The sequence below is a fragment of the Streptomyces sp. C1-1 genome, from assembly GCF_050214755.1.
Classification (GTDB): domain Bacteria; phylum Actinomycetota; class Actinomycetes; order Streptomycetales; family Streptomycetaceae; genus Streptomyces.
This window is the reverse complement of record NZ_CP189826.1, coordinates 938,951-958,411: the sequence shown is the minus strand read 5'-3', so window position 1 is coordinate 958,411 and position 19,461 is coordinate 938,951. Positions and strand designations below refer to the sequence as shown.

Genomic DNA, 19,461 nt, shown 5'->3' with positions numbered 1-19,461 from the left:
GGACGTCGCGTCCGTGGGGGCTCAGTGGCCGAGGGCGCAGGCGATGCCCGTGTCCCACGCGAGCGTGTGGCCCTCGCCGTAGGCGGTCCCACAGGCGCCGGGTCCGATCGCCCAGCACCTGCGCGCCGGGCGTTCGCACGCCTCCCGCTCGGCGACCCATCCCGGAATCCCGTGCTGCCGCTGCCCCAGGGTGTTCCCCTGCTGCTGGGCCAGGCCGAGCAGGCGGGCGGCGCGCTCGGCGTGGCCGGCGGCGACCGCGGCGGCGTCGATGACGTCCAGACACATCGCCGCCCCCAGCCCGTCGTTCAGGCGCCGCTTGACCTCCAGGGCCGCCAGGCTGTGGCGCCGCGCGGCCTCGTGGTCGCCGCGGACCACTTCCGTTCGCGCGAGCAAGTCGGCGCACACCTGGCGTACCCCCTCGCGTGCGCGGCACCGAGAGGTTTCCCACCCGGCACACGTCAGGTTCCCGTCCTCAGCCCATGACCGAATGCCGTGGATTGAGGGGACTTGAACCACGTCCGCCCGTCATCGATCTGTTGCGGCCGGTCAGGTGCACATCCGGGTCATTCCGAACTCGTCGGCCGTGTCGGCGGTGTTGGCCGTGTCGGCCTCGTCGACCTTGTAGCCCGGGACGGAGGGCCAGCGAACCGTGAGCACGACGGACTCCTCCTCTGCGAACCAGGAGTGGTCGACTCCCCGTCCCCACACGACGTAGTCACCCTGCTCGCTCAGAACGACATCGCGCCCGGGGAGCTCCACCCGGAAGCGTCCGCTGATGAGGACCAGCAGGGCGGTTCGCTCCTCGCCGGTCACCCACTGGGCCCGCTCATCGCCCTGCGGGTGGACACCCCACTTGATCTCCACGTCCTCGCTGTGCCGAGGATCGGAGGCGTCCTTGAAATGCCCCAGGATCCATCCCCGGTCCAGTGCCGCGTCTTTGCCCGCATTGCCCACATACACGCTGTCGTTCATGGCCGGGAAGGTAGCAGCAGGGTGCCCCGGCTCTCGCCGGGGCACCTACCTCTGGCCATGGTCCGGAAGCGGGCGATGATGCCCTCGTTCATGTCCGTGGCGACCGCGCTGCCGATGGTGGTGGAGCCGATGGTCATCAGCACGATGCCGTTGGTTCCCCCTGAAGCGGACGGTCGATTACAGGCTGCGGGCGGTGATGTCGCCGTTCGAGGTGGTGGCGCGGATGGTGAGTTCGGCGGTGCCGTCGTTCTTGAGTGCGTTGTCGATCCGGCCGTGGGAGGTGCCGGCGTCCAGGGAGGCCGAGACGTCGGCGGCGGCCAGGACCGTGATGTCGCCGGAGTCGGTGCGCAGGTCGAGCGTGCCGCGGCCGGCCTCCGCGATCCGGATGTCGCCCCGTGCGGTGCTGATCTGGGCGGAGCCGCCCAGTCGGCCGACCTCGACGTCACCGTCGACGGCGGTGAGCCGGACGCTCGCGGCCTCGTCGATCTTGATCTGGCGGTACGCGCCCTCGAAGGAGAGGCCGCCGAGGCGCCCGACCGCTCGGAGTTCGGCGCCGTCGGCCTTCGCCTCCACGCGGGAACCGGTGGGCAGTTGGACGGTCACCTCGACGGCGCCGGAGGGGCCGAAGAGCTGGTTCTTCGCGTCCGGGGCCGTGATCCGCAGGACGCCGTCGCCGTAGACGACCTCGATCTGCTCCGCCGCCTTCACGTCACGGCCCTTGGAGGCGTCCGCCGGCCGGACCTCGACCGCGGTGTCGGCGCGGTCGGCGGCGACGAGCTGCACGCGTCCCGCGGGGATGCCGAGGACGGCGAGGACGGGGGCGGTGGTGTCGAACTTCTGCATGGTGTTCTCCTGCCATTGTTGTTTCTGGAATTGGAAACGCTACGTTGCGTTCTCGATTCAGGCAATGAAGTTGTTGCGTGGTGGTCGAATAAATGCAGGTGAAAGCTGCTATTTCGTTGCAACGGCTGTGTCGACTAACGCAACAACTCTCATCCTGCGTTGCAATGAAATGCTGGTGAACGCTATGGTCGGGCCACCACGCACCGAGAAGCAGGCCGCGATGCCGGGCGGCAGGCCCACCGCCGCAGACAGGTTGCGCCCCGCGGGACGCAGGCGACCCCGCAGCCCTACGGACGCGATCCCGAGGTCGTACGCGCGTACGAAGAGACGCTCACCACCGTCTTCATGCAGTCGGGCACGCCCCAGATGATGGCGCGGGTGATGGCCTGCCTCACCAGCAGCGACACGGGCAGCCTCACCGCGGCCGAACTCGTCCAGCGCCTCCAGGTCAGCCCGGCCTCCGTCTCCAAGGCCATCGCCTTCCTGGAGAGCCAGGACCTGGTGCGCCGGGAACGAGACGAACGCCGCCGCGAGCGCTACGTCGCCGACGACGAGGTCATGTACCAGGCGATGATGTTTAGCGCCCGGGCGTCCGCCCAGGTCGCCGAGACGGCACGGCAGGGCGTCGGTGTCCTCGGCCCCGGCACCCCGGCCGGCGCACGCCTCGAGAACACCGCCCGCTTCCTCGGCTTCGTCTCCGAGAGCCTCGCCCGCGCCGCTGAGCAGGCCCGCGAGATCCTCCACAGCAAGCCCGGAGCGACCGAGCCCGACCTCACATGACCGATGCGGTCAGCGCATGAAATATGAGGGGTGAGCTATAGACTCGGCGTCATGAGCATGAGCCTGGAGGAGCGGGTGCGGTCCGCCGTGGCGGCTCTTCTGCACGCGGCGGGCGAGTCGCAGACCGAGCTCGCGGGCGCGCTGGGAGTGAGCCAGGCGCAGGTGAGCCGGCGTCAGTCGGGTGCGGCCGCATGGAGTCTGGCCGACTGCGAGGTGGTCGCCGCGCACTACGGCATCGACGTCCTCGACCTCCTGGCAGGGCCCACCCGGGCCGCGGAGGCGTTGCCCGCCGGACGCCGTCGCGTCCCCGGCCGGCAGACCACCGCGCGCCCGGCGGCCGTAGCGGACGGGGAGGTGTGATGGGCGACTTCGAGGCGATCGACGCCCTGCTGGCCCGCGCCGGCAAACCGGTCCCGCTGCCCCCGGCAGAGGAACGGCGGGCTCTGCGTGAGGAGCTGAACCTCTCGCGCGCCCAACTCGCCCAGGCGCTGGGGGTCGGCCCCTCCACGGTCGCGGGCTGGGAGTCGGGGCGCGACCCGAGCGGCGAAGTACGGGAGAAGTACGCGTACTTCCTCGAGGGAGCACGGACCAAGCTGGCGGCTGCCGCCGCCGAGGACGACCTGGCCCAGGAGTCGGAGGAGGACGTCTCCGAGGATGCGGTGCGGGGCGTCCCTGGCGATGCCGGGGAGGGTGCCGGCCAGGACGACGATGTCGACGTACTCGCCGTCGCGCAGCCGTGTGTGCTGTGCGGGCAGCCGGCCCACCACGAGGTGGCCGGATACCCGCAGCATCTCGACCCGGCCGAATGCGCGGCGGCCGCGGCCGCGGCCGTGACCGCCGACGCCCCGCCCGCCTCGCGTCTCGGACAGCAGACAGGACCGCGTCCCCGCCCCGGTGGGCGGCCGGCCGCCGGTGTGCGGATCGTGCCCGCCGGGCGCCGCGTGCAACCCGCGGACACCCCCGACCTGATCACCTCGGCCGTCGCGACCGCCCTCGCCGAACACTCCGGGGACGTGGAAGCCGCCACCGCGGCGCTGATCAAGCGGGCGATCCCGGACGCGATGGCCCTGCTGGACCACAGCCGCAAGGGCGGCCGCTACGACGTCATCGCCCACCCCTGGCTGCCCGACATCCTGCGCAAGCAGACCTCCCGGGGCGCCGACCAGGTCTGGGAGGCCCGCCCCAAGTGGACCCGCCCCGAACTGCCGCCCGGCGAGCACGAGGTGACGGCGCTCGACATCAACGGCGCCTACCTCTCCGCACTCAAGACCCACCTGCCCATCGGCCAGTTGGAGCACTCGACCGGCGACCGTCACGACCGGCGCCGCGCGGGCGTCCACCTGATCACCCCGCCCGTCTGGGAGCACGACGCGGTGCTGCCCAACCCGATCGGCAACCGCGACGAGCCCGGCCCGCTGTGGGTGACCGAGCCGACCCTGCGCCTGCTGCTGCGCCTGTCGGGCCCGAAGTACGGCCTGTGCGATCCGCCGGAGATCCACGAGTCATGGACGTCGGGCGCCACGGAGGGTCTGCTGGAGAAGTTCCGGGTCGCGTTGAAGGACGCCCGGGACGCGGCGATCGCCGACGGCGACGAGGTGACGCTCGAATACGTCAAGGCCATGTACGCCAAGTTCGTCTCCACGCTGGGGGAGTCGAACTACAACCGGGAGCTGTACCGCACCGACTGGATGCACCTCATCCGCTCGCAGGCCTTCGCGAACCTGTGGTGGAAGGCCCACCGCGCCTACGACGAGGGCCTGACGGTCGTCCGTGCGATGGGTACCGACGAACTGCACGTCATCGGCGACTGGCGGGCCGTGTTCGAGGAGGGCCGTGGCCTGACCGAGGTGAAGGTCAAGGACGTCTACGTCGTCGGGGCCGGCCCGTACAGTGATCCACGCACCGAGGACGGAGGAGACGATGCCTGAGCGGAACCTCGAGTTCGGCAAGTACGGCGCCCGCGGCATCAAGGGGCACGAGGCCGTGGCCCGCCAACTGGACGCGCTCGCCGGCTACATCGCCACGCCCGTCACCCTCCGCCGAGGTCTGCTGGCCCGCCTGCACTACCTCACCCGCACCGACCACGCCCGCGCCGCGGCCCGGGCCGCCGGTCTGACCGTCACCGACCGCACCGTGCGCGCCTGGCTGGCGGGCACCCGGTCGCCCTCGCGGCGCAACGTGGAGCGCATCGAGCGGGCGTACCGCACCGTGCGGCGCGAGAACGTCGCCCGCTACCTGACCGCCCGCCTCAACCGCGCCGGCCGCGGCACCCGCGTGGAGATCCACCCCCTCAACCAGTCCGGCGTCGACCGGCCCCGCCAGCGCGTCGTGGAGTTCCGCACCCTCAACGTGCGCCGCTGGGACCGCATCGTCGCCGCCTGGGCGGCCGGCGACGACCGGGAACTGGACGAGGCCTGGGTCGACCAGGTCGTCGACCTCGGCTCCCAGTGGGGCCAGTACGAGTACGTCACCAACGTCGGCTTCGCCGCCTGAACTTCGGGGTCGGCCGGGGGACGCCCTGTCATCGGCCCGCTCGCGGCCATCGTCGAGGAGTCCTTCACCGCCGCCGACGCCGCCATCACCGGGGCCCTCGCCGACGTACCCGAACCCGCCGCACGCGTCGACGCCTTCGTCCGCACCGAACTCCTCCTTGCCGCCCGGGGGTTGCACCGCCCCGCGAAAGCACTCATGCAGGCCGACCTGCCCCGCGAGTAACTGGACCGTGTCCACGAACTCCACCGCCACCACTACGCCCCCCTGCAGGCCGCGATCGGCCTCCTCGGCGCCGACGCCGACGAGCTGACCGGCCAGCTCGTCGGCGGCATCGTCCAGGCGGCCATGACCGCCGTCGAACACGGAGCCGACCCGAACCGCGTCGCCGACCGCGCCCTCGCCCTCGTCCGCCACGGCCTGACCCCGCCGGCCGGCGAGCGGTCCGACGACCCCGGGGTCACATCCGCCCACGAATGACCATGCCGATGACAGCGGCTATCACTGGGACGGAACCAACCTGCATGAGCTGCTCCCGTGGGGCACTCTGCAAGGTATGGGCCAGACCGCGCTGATCGTCGTCGACATGATCAACACCTATGACCACGACGACGCCGACCTGTTGCTGCCTTCCGTGACAGACGTCGTGCCGAGGGTGACCTCGCTCCTGGAGCGGGCGCGGGAGCAGGAGGCGGCGGTCATCTACGTCAATGACAACTTCGGCGAATGGCGCTCGCACCACGGCGAACTCCTCGAGAAGGCCCTGGCCGGCCCGCACGCGAAGCTGGTCGAACCGCTCGTGCCCGACGACAACTCCCTCTTCGTGGTCAAGGCACGCCACTCGATCTTCTTCGAGACGCCCCTGAACTACCTGCTCTCCCAGCAGGGCATCGACGAGGTGGTGCTGTGCGGACAGGTCACCGAGCAGTGCATCCTCTACTCGGCGCTGGACGCGCACATCCGTCACCTGCAGGTGACCGTCCCCCGTGACGCCGTGGCCCACATCCACGCCGACCTCGCCGAGGCCGCGCTGCGCATGATGGAACGGAACATGGGTGCCACGGTGTGCGACGGCGACGATCTGTGGCGCGGCTGAGCACACGCCGTGTGCCGTGCATGCCGGCTCGCGGTGTCACCCCGGCGGCTCAGGCTCCCGTAGCGTCGCGCCGGTCGCGGACGTCCGCCAGCGCCGCTGCCGCTCGGGGCCGGTACGTGCGGAAACGACGCAGGTAGGACCGTGCCATGGGGCCCGGCGGCACTCCTCGGGCGAACGCCCGCATGTTGCGTTCTCCCGCGTTGTAGCCCAGAGCCAGCAGCTCCTCGCGGGTGCAGCGGCGCACGTGCCGTGCGGGAAGGGCTCGGTCGAGGTCGGAGAGATGCAGCGCCGCTGCGTGGATGGCGAACGCGGGATCGTCGCGAAGGTCGTGCCACCGTTCGGACAGGCCATGTGCGCGCCGGACCTGCTCGAACGTCGCGCGGTGCATGTTGGCCACTCCGAAGGACGCCTCCGGCTTCCACCACTGCCACAACCGTTCCAGCAGCGGGTGGTGCGGCTTGTACGCCTCGTTGTACAGCACGGTCAGCACCAGCAGGGGCGACACCCCCGCCGCCTTGGCGCTGCGCAGGGCGTAGTCGGCGTAGTCCGCCGGGTCGTAGTCACCGGGCCGCAGCGGCGGCGTCCGGACGTCACCGCCATGCGGTCCGTCCGGCTCCGGCCGCGGCACCGCCGTCGACGGTTCAGCCATCCCCACCCTCGTCTTCTCGCCGACCCCGGCGGGGCGGCAGACCGTGAACGATTCCGCAGTGCACGTGCCCCCGCGGCGCGCACTCAATCCAGGGCCCGCTCCTTTGCCCTGCAAACCGCATGCCCTCCCGTGCATCCGTCGACCGTGCCGCTCCAGAACAGAGGCTGCCGACATCAGAACGGAGATCGGCGTTCGAACACCGAAGCGGAGGCCCCTGTGATCGAAGTCGAGCGTGCTGTGACGTTGGATCACCCTTTGGCCGACGTCGTGCCTTTCCTGGCGGCCTTCTCGAACACCGAGACGTGGGACCCCGGAACGGTCACCTGTCGTCGCATCGGCGAGGGAGAGCCGGTCGTGGGGTCGGAATGGCACAACGTGTCGAAGTTCCGGGGCCGCCGCACCGAGCTGCGCTACCGGCTGATCCATCACGACGCCCGGCACCTGACTTTCGTGGGCCGCAACAAGACGGTCACGTCCACCGACGACATGCGCTTCGAGGAAGACGGAGGCCGCGCAAGGCTCGTCTACCGGGCACGCCTCGACTTCAACGGACTGGCCCGACTCGCCCAACCGCTGCTCAAGCGCGAGTTCGAACGGCTCGCCGACGAGGTGTCCGAGCAGCTGCCCCGAGCCGTCGACCGTGCGCTGAGGGCCCCGGAAACCGAAGGAAGGCACCCTCGGTGAGCGGCGCCCGGCCCGCCCGGACCGCCCGGACCGCCCCCGCCGTCGGGACCCGCCGATGGACGTGAGCGAGCCCGAGGCGGACCCGCCGCCGTCCACCGGGGTGAGCACCGGTTCCCTCGCCAGACGCCTGGGCGTGTCGCCCACGACGCTGCGCTCCTGGGACCGCAGGTACGGTCTCGGCCCGGCGACCAGGGCGCAGGGACGGCACCGGCGGTGGACGCCGGAAGACGTCGCCATGGTCGTCGAGATGTGCCGTCTGACGGCCGCCGGCATTCCACCGGGGGAGGCGGCGAGGGCGGCGAAGGCCCAGACGGGCGGACACCACCCACAGCCCGTGGCCCTGTCCGTGGCACCGTCTCGCCCGCCGAACCATGGCGTGGCCGCACCGGCCGACCCCGGCCAGCCCGTCCATGCCTCGCGGTCCGGCAGCGGCCTGCCGCTGGGCAACGTGCGCCACGAGTGCAAGGGCCTCGCGCGCGCCGCCGTCCGCCTGGACGCCGTCGCCGTACAGGAGCAGCTCACCGCGGTGATCCGCGCCCACGGGCTGGTGGTGACCTGGGAGGAGATCCTGTCCCCGGCACTACAGGCCGTCGGGCGCAAATGGGAGTCGGCCGGCGAGCGCTACGTGGAGGTCGAGCATCTGCTGTCCTGGCACATCTCGGCGACGATCCGGCACGTCTGTGTGGCCGCCGCGCCCGCGCAGAGGGAGTGGAAGTCCGCTCCTGTGATCCTGGCCTGTCTTCCGGGCGAGCAGCACACGCTTCCGCTCGAGGCGCTCAACGCCGCGCTGGCGGAGCGCGGCGTCGCGACGCTCATGCTGGGCAGCGCCGTACCGGCGGAGGCGCTGACGGCCGCCGTGCAGCGCGTCGGTCCCAGCGCGGTGGTCCTGTGGTCGCAGTCCGGCTCGACGGCAAGCCTGCCGCTGGCCCACCATGTCGCCTCGACCCGCTGGGGCATCCGTGGCGCTCGTACGCAGAGCCATGTGCTGCTCGCGGGCCCCGGCTGGGGGCGCGGGCAACGTGCCGGCCTGCTGCGTCCGCGTGGCCTGCGGGACGCACTGGTCATGCTCGAAGGGCTGTGACGGCCTTCGACCCACACGGAAGTGGCCCTCGCCGGCTGTCGCCGAGCCGAGGGCCACCTTGTTCCGACCGGTCCGTTCCGCCTTCTACTCCTCGCGCCGTGCGCTCGCGGCGAGCGCCCGTTGATCCGCGGACGAAGGCAGCGCAGCACCCTCCTGCCCCCGCTCGCGGCGGCGCGCCGCGAGCGATTCACGGGCCGCCTCGCGGGCGTGGCGACGACGCCAGTACGGATTGTCGTGCGGCAGCTTGCTCGAGACCCGCCCGTACATGCCGAACGTCAGGATGATCAGCCCCATGACGAAGCTGAACAGGACGTTGGTCATGCCGAAGTCGAGGATGTTGGCCGAGCGGTCGAGGATGAAGATGTGGGCGAAGCCGCTCAGCAGGAACAGCGTCCCGACCACCATGTTGAGCGTCGACGCGAAGTTGCCTCCGACGATGCCTCCACCGATCAGGGCCAGGCCCACGACGACGGAGATCAGGCTGAGCACACCATTGGTCGACATGCCGGCGATGCGCTGCCCGCCGGTGCTGAACGGGCTCAGTTCGTCGGCGAACCCGAGGACACCGAAGACCAGCAGGGTCAGCCCGCAGAAGGCGGCACCGTACCGGTAGACCGTGGCCAGGCTGTGGTCCACGGGGAGCTCGTCGCTCAGTTTCATGGCGAATCCTTTCCCGGTCCGCGGAACGCGCCCTCGCGTTCCGCGGAGCAGCGCTCGATGCCGGCTGCTCGTGCACTATTCGCGACAAATCGCCCTGACGGTTGCACGCTCGTACGTCACGGTCCCAGCAAGGTCACGGCACCCGTCGCCGCGACCCAGCCGGCGGCCGCCACGACGAAGCGGGCTCCCATGTGATCCGGTACGACGTCCACGGCCGCCCCCCTGACCGGTACCGGCGAGCGGAGGTCGACGCTCAGGCCCGCCACCGCGCGAGCCGTCATGCCGGACGACAGCAGGACGGCCTGCCGGCCCGCTTCCAGCACGGCCAGGGCGGGCAGGCCGGCCGGGCGCCCCGGCAGCAGGACGGGATGGGCGGGGTCGCGCGGGACGATCACCAGCCGGCCCTGAGGCCCCCGGGCGAGGAGCACGTCGGGTTCGGAGACCGCACCCACCGCCGCCGCGGCGGGGTGCAGCAGCGCGGAACCCGGCGCGAGGGCGAGCGGTGCCGACTCCGCCGGCGCCGAGGCGAACCTGATGGCGCACGTGGCGAACCGCTGCCCGGCGTACAGGTAGTCGGCGGTGACGCGAAAGGACGTGAGGGTGCCTGCCTGAAGCGCGAGGTCGCTCAACATCACCCGCACCGCCACCCGGGTGGCGCTGCCGCTCTCGACGGGCTGCGCGCCCGCGTACAGCCCCAGGTTCACCGCCACCGCTTCGAGCAGCGGGCCCTCGCCGGGGCGCAGGTGCCGGTTCTGGACGGCCATGGCGAGCTGACGGGTGGACTCGACGATGATCAGCGGGTGGTGCGACACAGCGGTGGCGCGCTCGTTGAGAGGGTGCAGGCGCGGCCATTGGCACTGCGCCTCGAAGAAGCGATCCCCGAGCCGGCGCAACGTCACGACCAGCAGGCACGCCATCGTCTCGAGCCGCAGACCGTGCCACGTCAGCGGTTCGTCCGGACTCCCGGCTTCCTGCTCTCGTGACATCCGGGGAGCCGCGGCGACACGCTCCCCGGCCAAGGCCACCTGGTGCACTGCCCTGTCCGGCATGAAGCCTCCTGATGCGCGGAGAGGTCCTCTGCGAACCCGCGATACCGGGCATTCGCGCCGAGCCCCGCCACCGGATGCGCCGGCACCGAATTCCATTGCGACGCAGACCGGCTCGTCCATAGGATCGACGCTCAGGGTGCCGCTGCGGCGCCCTGACGACGGTCGGCAATCGACACTGGGGGCCCGTGGCGCCATGAGCAGCCGCCTCTTCGCGATCTCCTTCGACGCGCATCGGCCCGAGCGCCTGGCGCATTTCTGGTCCGGCCTCCTGGGCCTGGAGCGAGCGGACGACGGCCACGACGAGGTCGCGCTGCTGTCCGGGAACGACGCCGGCTATCGCCTCGGCTTCCGGTCCTCGCAGGTGCCGAAAGTCGCCCAGAACCGTTCGCACTTCGACCTGACCAGCTCATCGCCCGAGAACCAGCGGGAGACGGTCGCCAGGGCACTCGACCTCGGGGCGCGGCACGCGGACGTCGGGCAGGGCCCGGACGCGACCCACGTGGTGCTCGCCGACCCCGAGGGCAACGAGTTCTGCGTCCTGGAGCCGGGCAACCGATTCCTCGCCGGCTGCGGCTTCATCGGAGCGCTCGCCTGCGACGGCTCCCAGGCCGTGGGGTACTTCTGGAGCGAGGCGCTGGGCTGGCCACTGGTCTGGGACCAGGACGAGGAGACGGCCGTCCAGTCGCCGAAGGGCGGTACGAAGCTCACATGGGGCGGGCCGCCCCTGATGCCGGACCCCTGCAAGGACCTGCACCTCGATCTCGCGCCGGACGGCGATCGGCCGGCGGAGGTCGAGCGCCTGCTTTCCCTGGGGGCGAAGCGTCTGGACTCCGCTCACGACGGCAGCGGCGCGGTCCTGCTGGCCGACCCGGACGGCAACGCCTTCCGCGTGCTCGCCCACGGCTGAGGCCGGGCTCCCGACGCCGGTGTCACCTCGTTGAGCCGCCGCCCGAGCGCCGGCCGAGTGCCTGTTCACGGACGAGGGCGCAGCTGCGAGTGATCAGTCGCGACACGTGCATCTGGGAGATGCCCAGCCGCTCCGCGATGCTGCTCTGGGTCATGTCCTCGAAGAAGCGCATGTACAGGATCGCCCGCTCCCGTTCGGGCAGTCGGCGCAGGCCCTCCTTGACGGCCTCCCGGTCGAGCACGACGTCGTAGGAGGCCTCCGTCGTACCGAAGGTGTCGGCGAAGCTGTAGCCGTCGCCGTCGGAGGACATTTCGACGTCGAGGGACAGGGTCTTGAAGCTGTCCATCGCCTCCATGCCCGCCGAGACCTCTTCCTCGGTGAGGCCGGTGTGGGTGGCGAGGTCGGCGACGGTGGGTTCGTGGCTGCCCGGGGCCTGGGTGAGCTCGCGGCGCGCGACCCGGACCTTGTTGCGCAGCTCCTGCACCCGGCGCGGCACCCGCAGGGCCCACATCCGGTCGCGGAAGTGCCGCTTGATCTCACCGGTGATGGTCGGCACGGCATAGCTCTCGAAGGCTCCGCGCGAGGGGTCGTAGCGGTCGACGGCCTTCACCAGGCCGAGCGCGGCCACCTGACGCAGGTCCTCGATGTTCTCTCCCCGGTCGCGGAAGCGGCCGGCGATCCGGCGGGCCATGGGCAGCCAGGCCTCGACGAGTTCGTCGCGCAGGGCGCTGCGTTCGGGGCCCTCTTCGAGCTCCGCGAGCCGGGTGAAGAGCGCCGCGGTGTCGGGGGCGTCGTCGTGGGCGCGCTGCGCGGTGGGGGCAGCGGTGGTCGTCGTGGGCGTGCCGGGACGGCTTGTCGACATGTCGATGAGCATGCGGAATGGCTCCCCGAACGATCTGGGGCGGACCTGGAGGTCGTGGACCAGGCCGCCCGACGGTATGGCAGCAGTCAGGGTTCGCCGCGGTGAGCTGCCGAGCCGTGTGACGGCTCGGAGGGCAGGTCCACCCGGCGTGCGCCTCCGGTCCGAAGCGTGTGGTTCCGGTTGCCCCCCGGTCGCGGCAGCAAACACCCCGATCGCGGAACGTGTGCCGGTTCGTCCCCGCGGTCCCGGCCGGCGGCGCGGACCTCGCGACACGGGGGTCCGGGCAGGTGTGGATCCACCGGCGCGGGGCACCAGAAGATCGCTCAAGGCCGCTGAGTGCGGTGCACGGGGTGAACCTCCTGCCTCATGCGGCCTGACCCGCGGCCGTGTCGGCCGCGCTGTGAGAGTCGTGTCCTGTGGGGAGAGGGAATCGTCATGCTGCTTCCGGCCGAGAAGGATCTGCGCGCCGTACTGGCCCGTTTCGAGGACGCGCGCATCGCGCACGATGTGCGTCCGTCCGGACGGACGAGCCGCGCGCTGGAGGACGCCACCTACACGCTGTGCGTGATGACCGGCTCCCGTACCGCCGAGCAGGCCGTCTCGGCGGCGCATGCCCTCCTCGACCGCTACGGCGCGGACGATCGGCAGACGCCGGACCAGCAGGACAAGACGCTGGCGGCCTAGGGCGCCGGGAAGTCTTCCGCGGCCTCCACCGCTGGGCGTCACCGGTGCGACCGGGCGCTGCTCATCTGAGAGTGGGATGATTCAGAAGGGCAGTGTGTTGTGCCTATTTGTCCGGGCTCTGGGCACTTGGAGGACCTGAAGGTCACCGCACCCTCAGCCCGGGACGCATGTCCCGGACGCGCCGACGTTCGAGCAACACCTCAAGGAGTGCCGTGAACATTCGCATGGGAGTCGAGGAGGAATTCCACATCCTGGAGGTGGAGAGCGGACTTCTCGTACCGCGCGCCGGCCAGGTACTGCGGCGGCTTCCCCCGCGGAGTTTCGCCGCGGAGATGCACCAGTCCACCGTGGAGTCGAACAGCGGGGTGCACGACTCCCTGGACGACCTGTACGCCGATCTGGCAGGTATGAGACGGCGCCTGGACTCGGCCGCCGCCTCACTGGGGCTGGCGATGGTGGCCGCGGGCACGGCCCCGCTCGCGCCGGCCGCCTCCGGGCATCCCACCGCCGACCCCCGTTACCACCACATGGTCGAGGAGTACCGGCAGGTCGCCGACGAGCAGCTCATCTGCGGCGCTCAGGTCCACGTGGACGTGCCCGACCGCGACACGGCCGTGGGGATCATGTGCGTGCTCTCGCCGTGGCTGCCGGTACTGCTGGCGCTGACGGCCAGCTCGCCGTTCTGGCAGGGGTCCGACACCGGCTACGCGAGCTGGCGCACGCTGCTGTGGCAGCGGTGGCCGACCGCGGGCCCGGTGGGCTGCTTCTCCGACGCGGCCGACTACGACGCCGCCGTCGACGGACTCGTCCGCAGCGGAGTCATCAGCGACGCGGGGATGATCTACTACGACGTCCGGCCCTCCGCGCATCTGCAGACGCTGGAGCTGCGCATCTGCGACGCCTGTCCCCGCCTGGAGACCGTCGTGCTCGTCGCCGGACTCTTCCGCGCCCTGGTGACCGACGCCCTCGAGCGCCGGGCGGCCGGCGCGGCGGCGTGCGACGGCCGCCACGAATGGGTGCGCGGCGCGTCCTGGCGGGCCGCCCGGTCGGGCCTGGGAGGCACGCTGGTGGATCCCGAGACCCGTGGAGAGGCCCCCGCCGGGGAGGTCGTGCACAAGCTGCTCGCCCGCCTGCGTCCGGCGCTCGAGGCCCGCGGTGACTGGCAGACCGTCAGCGCGCTGGCCGAGTCGGCACTCGCGGAAGGCGACGCCGCACGGCGCATACGCCGCACCGCCCAGGAAGAGGACCTGCTGGCCTGCATCGACATGCTGATCGCCGAGACCCGCGGTGAGCGCAGGGACCGTAGAAGGACATCGTCCGGCCACGGGAGGATCCCGTTCTCCGTCCCGGGCCCGGCAGGCTCCGCTTCCCATGCCGAAGCGCCGGAGGCCGTCGGCCGCTGATTCGCGGCCCGCCTCACGGGTCCGCCCTTTTCATGACACCCCAGGGAGGTTTCGTCATGCCCAGCCATACCGCCCGGGCCGCGACCGGCAGGTGCGCTCGCGGCCCGGCCCGCCCGTTCCGATTCGCGGCCGTCACCGCGCGGACGGGAGGTGACGCACCGTGTGCGGTCTGAGCGGGGAGATCCGCTTCGACGGCAGGCGACCCGACCTCGCCGCCGTGCAGCGCATGAGCGACCGGCTCGCCGACCGCGGGCCCGACGGGCACGGGACCTGGACCCGAGGCGCCGTGGCGCTCGCCCACCGGCGGCTGAAGATCATCGATCTGTCCGACCTCGGAGCCCAGCCGATGACCGACGCCGACGGGGAGATCACCGGCGTCTTCAACGGCTGCGTCTACAACTACCGGGCGCTGCGTGAGGAACTCCGCGCCCTGGGCCACCGCTTCGTGTCGACGTCCGACACCGAGGTGGTGCTGAAGGCCTACCGGCAGTGGGGCACCGCCTGCGTCGAGCACTTCCACGGCATGTTCGCCTTCGCCCTGGTCGAGCACCGCACCGGCCGGCTCGTGCTGGCCCGCGACCGGCTGGGCATCAAGCCGCTGTATCTCGCGCCGGCACCGGACAGGCTGCGGTTCGCCTCCTCGCTGCCCGCCCTCCTCGCCGCCGGCGACGTCGACACCTCTCTCGACCCGGTGGCCGTCCACCAGTACCTGAGCTGGCACGCCACCGTGGCGGCGCCGCGCACCGTCCTCAACGGCGTGCGCAAGCTGCCCCCGGCCACCGTGCGGATCGTCGAGCCGGACGGCAGCCACCGGGACCACCGCTACTGGCAGCCGTCGTACACCCGTCGGCCCGAGTACGCCGGCATGAGCGCGGACGAATGGCGTGACGCCGTGCTGGAGGCGTTGCGTACGGCCGTGCGCCGCCGCATGGTCTCCGACGTTCCCGTCGGCGTGCTGCTCTCGGGCGGCCTGGACTCCAGCCTGATCGTCGCGCTGCTGGCCGAGGAGGGCCAGCGCGAGCTGATGACGTTCAGCGTCGGCTTCGAGGCCGAGGGCGGGGAGGAGGGCGACGAGTTCCGGTACTCGGATCTCGTCGCCCGCGAGTTCGCCACGGACCACCGCCGCACGACGGTTCCCTCCGCCCGCGTGTCGGCGGCGCTGGACGACACCGTCGCCGCGATGAGCGAGCCGATGATCAGCCACGACGTGGTCGCCTTCCACCTGCTGTCCGAGCAGGTCTCCCGGGAGGTGAAGGTCGTGCAGAGCGGGCAGGGCGCCGACGAGGTCTTCGCCGGATACCACTGGTACCCGCAGCTCGCCGCGGCCGCGCGCGAGGCCGAGCCGGAACGGTACGCCGAGACCTACTTCGACCGCCCGCACGCCGACCTCGCCCGGATCCTGCAGCCGCACATGCTGCCGTCGCAGGACGTCTCGGGCCGCTTCGTGAGGGAGCACATGGCGCTTCCGGGGGCGGAGACCGCCCTGGACGCGGCGCTGCGGCTCGACACGCACATCATGCTCGTCGACGACCCCGTCAAGCGCGTCGACAACATGACCATGGCGTGGGGGCTGGAGGCCCGGGTGCCGTTCCTGGACCACGAACTGGTGGAACTGGCCGCGGCCTGCCCGCCCGAACTCAAACTCGCCGACGGCGGCAAGGGCGTCCTCAAGGAGGTCGGGCGCAAACTGCTGCCCCGGGAAGTCGTGGACCGCCCCAAGGGGTACTTCCCCGTGCCGGCCGTCCGCCACATGGCGGGTCCCGTCCTCGAGCGGGTGCGCGACGCGCTCGAGGCACCCGAGGCGAAGGAACGCGGACTGTTCCAGGAGTCCTACGTCACCGAGCTCCTCGCCGCGCCCGACGAGCACCGGACCAAGCGCGGAGCCAATGCCCTGTGGCAGGTAGCTTTGCTGGAGACATGGCTGCAGACGCACGGCATCAAGTGACCGGCCGGCCGGCCACGAGTACCGCGGTGACGGTGCTCCTCGGCAACGGCACCGCCCCCGTCGCGGTGCCCCTGCCCGAGGCGGCGGGTCCGCGCGACGCCGTCACCCGCCTGCGCGCCCACGGCTGCTGGTACCCCTCCGCGAGCCCCGACGGCACTGAAGCGGCCTTCATCTGCGACCGCGGAGGCGTACCCCAGCTGTGGGCCGGGCCGGTCCAGGGAGGCGAGGTCCGGCTGCTCGACACGTCCCCGGATCCCGTCACGGAGGTCTCGTGGTCACCGGACGGCCGCTGGATCGCGTACACCGCCGCGCCCGGCGGCGGCGAGCACACACGCGTGCTGTGCGTACGTCCCGACGGCACCGGGCGCCGTATCCTCGCCGGCGCGGATCCGGAAAGCTCCGCCTACCTCGGCTGCTGGGCGCACGACGGATCGGCCGTCGCGGTCACTGTCGCCGTGCCCGCGGTGCGCACGTCCGGGAACGGTTCGCCCGACGGGACCGCGTCCTCCCTCGCGGCGCCGGCGCCCCGGGCCGGTGACGGACTGTCCGCCTATCTGCTCGATCCCGACGGTCTGGCGTCTCCCGCCCTGCTGGCCGCCGAGGCCGACGCCGCCACCCTGCGGGTGTGCGACCTCAGCTTCGACGGCACTCTCGCCCTGCTGCGCCGGGGGCCGCGCGGACGACGGGAAGCGGTCGTCCGGCGTACCGCCGACTCGGCGACCACCTGCACCATGCCGGTGGCCGACGGCGATCCGTGGATCGGCCGCTTCTCGCACGACGGGCGGACACTGTGGCTGCGCACCGACGCCGACCGCGAGTTCGCGGCACTGTACGCCCTTGAACTCGACGCGGACGGCGCGCCGCGCGCGGCAACGCCCGCGGCCCAACGCCCGGGCAGCGGGCTGGAATTGCTGTCGATGGCACAGGACGGCCGTACGGCGGTGCTGGTCTGGAACGTGCAGGGCGCGAGCGAACTCGAACTCCTCGCAGCGACCGCGGAGCGATCGGCCGCGGACACCACCGGACCGGCGCGGCCGATGCCCCTGCCGCACGAGGTCGTCACCCGTGCCGTGGCGGCCGGAGCGGGTCGGCTGCTGCTCGCGCTGTCCGGTTCACGGCGCCGCCCGGGTGTGTGGTGGGCCCACGAAGGAGTGTCCCCGCTGCGCACCCCGTGGTCCTCGCGCGACGAGGACGCCGTCCCGCCCGGCCGGCCGCCCGTACAGCCCGTCCCCCTGCGCCTGACGGCGAGGGACGGGCTGCCCCTGAGCGGCTGGTACTACAGGGCACCGGGACGAGCCCCGGGCGAGCCCGCCCCCTGTGTGATCCACCTCCACGGCGGCCCCGAGGAGCAGGAACGCCCGGTGTTCAACCCGCTGTACCACGAACTGCTCGGCCGTGGACTGGACGTCTTCGCGCCCGACGTCCGCGGCTCCTCGGGACACGGCAGGTCGTTCGTCGACGCCGACCTGGGCACCGGCCGGTTCGCCGCCCTGGACGACGTCGCGGACTGCGCGGCGCACACCGTCACGGCCGGTCTCGCCGATCCCACCCGGCTGGCGGTCATGGGGCGCTCCTACGGCGGCTATCTGACGTTCGCCTCCCTCGTGTGGCATCCGGACCTGTTCCGTACCGGGGTGGCCGTCTGCGGCATGTCCGACCTCCTGACCTTCTTCGCCGGCACCGAGCCGTGGATCGCGGAGTCGGCGGCGCACAAGTACGGTCATCCGGTCCACGACCTCGAGTTGCTGCGTTCCCTGTCCCCGATGAGCCGCATCGACGCGCTGCGGGTCCCGCTGCTCGCCGTCCACGGCGAGCACGACACCAACGTGCCACCGGGGGAGTCGGAGCAGTTCGTACGGGCCGCGCGCGAACGGGGTGTCCCGGCCGAACTACTCACCCTGCGCGACGAGGGCCACGAGTTCCTGCGCGCGGACAACCGGCGGCTGTTCCGGCGGGCCGCCGCGGACTGGATGCAGCGGCACCTGGTGTGACGTTCAGGGCAGGTGCATGAGCAGGGTCACGGCGGCCCCCGCGGCCTCCGTGGCGATCGTGAGGCGGTCGGTGAGCAGCCGGGCCAGCCACAGCCCCCGGCCACCCGTGCTGTCCAGCTCCGGAGGAGTCTCGGGGAGTTCGGGCGTGAACCCGGGGCCCTCGTCGGTGATCAGGCACTCCAGTGCGCCGTCGAGGCGCCGGAGCACCAGATGACCGCTGCCACCGGCGTGTTCGACGGCGTTGCAGGCGATCTCGTCGACCGCCAGGACGAATTCGCCCAGCCGGTCGTCACCGAGGCCCTCCTTGGCCGCCGTACTCTCGACCAGGGCCCGCAGCAGAGCCAGGCAGTCCGCCGTGAACGGCTGCTCCAGCAACAGGCCGTCCGCGCGGTCCACGGATTCCTCGGAGAAGTTCAGCATCCGACCCGCACCTCGCTCAGCGTGAGCCGGGGCACGGAGGCCGCGCCGAGTTTGCGCAGGATTCCGGCGTGGAGGACCGAGCAGCGGATCTCGATCCGTTTGTGATCGCCGGCCAGTTGGACCTGGCGCAGCAGGTCGTGGGCGCAGTGGACACCGAGGAACTGCAATTGTGTGAGGTCCAGCAGCAGATGGCCGCGGTCGGCGGTCTGCGCCAGTCCCTCGGTGAGGGCCGTGCGGAACTGGTCGAGGGTGGTCAGATCGGCGTCCCCGGCGAACCGCACCACGTCGTCGTCGGGGATCGACAGCAGGACACCCAGGTAGTCGTGGAGGCGGCGCGGATGGGCGTCATGCATGGCCTCCACCACCTCGGGCGCGAACCAGTCGCGGTCGTAGGCGCAGACCTCCGTGTAGGCGCGGCCCGCGAACAGGTGCTCCACATGCGTCTCGCGGTGCACGACCCCCGCGACATCGGCGTCCAGGTCCGGCACCCAGCGCATGTCGATGAAGGCACGCAGGCCGGTGTATCCCTCACGCCGGGCCCGAGCGGTCTCCTCCTCCAGCCGTGTCGTCTGCCGGTCCATGGTGAAGGTCAGGTCGGGACGGATCACCTCCCGCATGCTGCTGAGCACGAGCTGCCCGCGCGCCCTGGCGGCGGCGGCCTGTGGGCCGTACGTGTCCAGGCGGGTGAGGACCTCCTGCTGGGGTATGTCCGGGTCGGCGAGAACCATCACCTTCTCGTGGCGGGCGAGACCCAGCCAGACGTACGCGGTGAGCACCTGCCAGCGCGATTCACCGACGCCGTAGCCGACGAAGGCGTGGTCGCCGGGCCTGAGCCGCTGCACCGGAACGAGGCCGGCACAGCCAGTCTGCCTGTCGTGCATCCCAGCGTCCCCTCTGGTGGCGCCCGCACTCCGTAGCTGCGTAGCACCACACCGTAGCCGCCCG

General features: G+C 71.7%; 21 protein-coding genes and 1 pseudogene. 13 read left to right on the top strand and 9 right to left on the bottom strand.

Annotated elements, in window-relative coordinates; genetic code table 11:
• Positions 1-21 precede the first annotated feature (21 nt).
• From ACQF4J_RS04250 to ACQF4J_RS04240, 3 genes are all read right to left on the bottom strand, one after another.
• Positions 22-393 carry a hypothetical protein gene (locus ACQF4J_RS04250; protein WP_427164590.1) on the bottom strand — a complete coding sequence of 124 codons (372 nt, stop codon included), beginning with the start codon at positions 391-393 and terminating at the stop codon, positions 22-24.
• A 153-nt stretch (positions 394-546) separates the two neighbouring features.
• On the bottom strand, positions 547-972 hold the full coding sequence (locus ACQF4J_RS04245; protein ID WP_427164589.1) for a signal peptidase I: 426 nt from the start codon (positions 970-972) through the stop codon (positions 547-549).
• A 177-nt stretch (positions 973-1,149) separates the two neighbouring features.
• Entirely contained in the window at positions 1,150-1,815 is a 666-nt protein-coding gene (locus ACQF4J_RS04240) for a DUF4097 family beta strand repeat-containing protein (RefSeq protein WP_351804810.1), read from the bottom strand.
• A 225-nt stretch (positions 1,816-2,040) separates the two neighbouring features.
• On the opposite strand from ACQF4J_RS04240, the pseudogene ACQF4J_RS04235 reads away from it, so the two are divergent.
• The 6 genes and pseudogenes from ACQF4J_RS04235 to ACQF4J_RS04210 all read left to right on the top strand — a co-directional run.
• A pseudogene (locus ACQF4J_RS04235) lies at positions 2,041-2,595 on the top strand (MarR family transcriptional regulator); the annotation flags it as partial.
• Between the two features lie 51 nt (positions 2,596-2,646).
• A complete protein-coding gene (locus ACQF4J_RS04230; protein WP_351563705.1) occupies positions 2,647-2,955 on the top strand; it encodes a helix-turn-helix transcriptional regulator in 309 nt (102 codons plus the stop codon).
• Positions 2,955-4,523 carry a helix-turn-helix domain-containing protein gene (locus ACQF4J_RS04225; RefSeq protein WP_427164588.1) on the top strand — a complete coding sequence of 523 codons (1,569 nt, stop codon included), beginning with the start codon at positions 2,955-2,957 and terminating at the stop codon, positions 4,521-4,523. The genes ACQF4J_RS04230 and ACQF4J_RS04225 overlap by 1 nt, the downstream gene beginning before the upstream one ends.
• Positions 4,516-5,088 (top strand): transcriptional regulator, encoded by a 573-nt coding sequence (locus ACQF4J_RS04220; protein WP_351563701.1) that lies wholly within the window; start codon positions 4,516-4,518, stop codon positions 5,086-5,088. The genes ACQF4J_RS04225 and ACQF4J_RS04220 overlap by 8 nt, the downstream gene beginning before the upstream one ends.
• 345 nt (positions 5,089-5,433) lie before the next feature.
• Positions 5,434-5,565 carry a hypothetical protein gene (locus ACQF4J_RS04215; RefSeq protein ID WP_351563696.1) on the top strand — a complete coding sequence of 44 codons (132 nt, stop codon included), beginning with the start codon at positions 5,434-5,436 and terminating at the stop codon, positions 5,563-5,565.
• A gap of 76 nt (positions 5,566-5,641) precedes the next feature.
• A complete protein-coding gene (locus tag ACQF4J_RS04210) occupies positions 5,642-6,181 on the top strand; it encodes an isochorismatase family cysteine hydrolase (protein WP_351563694.1) in 540 nt (179 codons plus the stop codon).
• A 49-nt stretch (positions 6,182-6,230) separates the two neighbouring features.
• On the opposite strand, the gene ACQF4J_RS04205 is transcribed toward ACQF4J_RS04210, so the two are convergent.
• Positions 6,231-6,830, bottom strand: a complete 600-nt coding sequence (locus ACQF4J_RS04205) for a lytic transglycosylase domain-containing protein (RefSeq protein ID WP_427164587.1) — start codon at positions 6,828-6,830, stop codon at positions 6,231-6,233.
• A 144-nt stretch (positions 6,831-6,974) separates the two neighbouring features.
• Between ACQF4J_RS04205 and ACQF4J_RS04200 the strand changes: the two genes are divergently transcribed.
• Positions 6,975-7,514, top strand: coding sequence for an SRPBCC family protein (locus ACQF4J_RS04200; RefSeq protein ID WP_427164585.1), 540 nt, complete (start codon positions 6,975-6,977; stop codon positions 7,512-7,514).
• Positions 7,515-7,569: 55 nt separating this feature from the next.
• A complete protein-coding gene (locus ACQF4J_RS04195; RefSeq protein WP_427164584.1) occupies positions 7,570-8,595 on the top strand; it encodes a MerR family transcriptional regulator in 1,026 nt (341 codons plus the stop codon).
• An 84-nt stretch (positions 8,596-8,679) separates the two neighbouring features.
• Here ACQF4J_RS04195 and ACQF4J_RS04190 read toward each other — a convergent pair whose 3' ends face one another.
• Positions 8,680-9,255 carry a DUF4383 domain-containing protein gene (locus tag ACQF4J_RS04190; RefSeq protein WP_351563686.1) on the bottom strand — a complete coding sequence of 192 codons (576 nt, stop codon included), beginning with the start codon at positions 9,253-9,255 and terminating at the stop codon, positions 8,680-8,682.
• Between the two features lie 116 nt (positions 9,256-9,371).
• Positions 9,372-10,304: a hypothetical protein gene (locus tag ACQF4J_RS04185; protein ID WP_351563684.1), complete on the bottom strand. Its 933-nt coding sequence runs from the start codon at positions 10,302-10,304 to the stop codon at positions 9,372-9,374.
• A 193-nt stretch (positions 10,305-10,497) separates the two neighbouring features.
• Here ACQF4J_RS04185 and ACQF4J_RS04180 point away from each other — a divergent pair, with 193 nt between their 5' ends.
• Positions 10,498-11,211: a VOC family protein gene (locus ACQF4J_RS04180; RefSeq protein WP_351563682.1), complete on the top strand. Its 714-nt coding sequence runs from the start codon at positions 10,498-10,500 to the stop codon at positions 11,209-11,211.
• 22 nt (positions 11,212-11,233) lie between these two features.
• On the opposite strand, the gene ACQF4J_RS04175 is transcribed toward ACQF4J_RS04180, so the two are convergent.
• Positions 11,234-12,085, bottom strand: coding sequence for a SigB/SigF/SigG family RNA polymerase sigma factor (locus ACQF4J_RS04175; RefSeq protein WP_351563680.1), 852 nt, complete (start codon positions 12,083-12,085; stop codon positions 11,234-11,236).
• Between the two features lie 423 nt (positions 12,086-12,508).
• On the opposite strand from ACQF4J_RS04175, the gene ACQF4J_RS04170 reads away from it, so the two are divergent.
• The 4 genes from ACQF4J_RS04170 to ACQF4J_RS04155 all read left to right on the top strand — a co-directional run bounded on the left by ACQF4J_RS04170 (position 12,509) and on the right by ACQF4J_RS04155 (position 18,096).
• A complete protein-coding gene (locus ACQF4J_RS04170) occupies positions 12,509-12,757 on the top strand; it encodes a DUF5133 domain-containing protein (protein WP_351563678.1) in 249 nt (82 codons plus the stop codon).
• 218 nt (positions 12,758-12,975) lie between these two features.
• Positions 12,976-14,160 (top strand): carboxylate-amine ligase, encoded by a 1,185-nt coding sequence (locus tag ACQF4J_RS04165; protein WP_427168559.1) that lies wholly within the window; start codon positions 12,976-12,978, stop codon positions 14,158-14,160.
• 160 nt (positions 14,161-14,320) lie between these two features.
• A complete protein-coding gene (locus ACQF4J_RS04160) occupies positions 14,321-16,105 on the top strand; it encodes an N-acetylglutaminylglutamine amidotransferase (RefSeq protein WP_427164582.1) in 1,785 nt (594 codons plus the stop codon).
• On the top strand, positions 16,078-18,096 hold the full coding sequence (locus ACQF4J_RS04155) for a S9 family peptidase (protein WP_351563672.1): 2,019 nt from the start codon (positions 16,078-16,080) through the stop codon (positions 18,094-18,096). The genes ACQF4J_RS04160 and ACQF4J_RS04155 overlap by 28 nt, the downstream gene beginning before the upstream one ends.
• A gap of 3 nt (positions 18,097-18,099) precedes the next feature.
• Here ACQF4J_RS04155 and ACQF4J_RS04150 read toward each other — a convergent pair whose 3' ends face one another.
• Positions 18,100-18,516, bottom strand: a complete 417-nt coding sequence (locus tag ACQF4J_RS04150) for an ATP-binding protein (RefSeq protein WP_351563670.1) — start codon at positions 18,514-18,516, stop codon at positions 18,100-18,102.
• On the bottom strand, positions 18,510-19,397 hold the full coding sequence (locus tag ACQF4J_RS04145; RefSeq protein ID WP_351563668.1) for an MEDS domain-containing protein: 888 nt from the start codon (positions 19,395-19,397) through the stop codon (positions 18,510-18,512). Before ACQF4J_RS04145 ends, ACQF4J_RS04150 begins: the two co-directional genes overlap by 7 nt.
• Positions 19,398-19,461 lie beyond the last annotated feature (64 nt).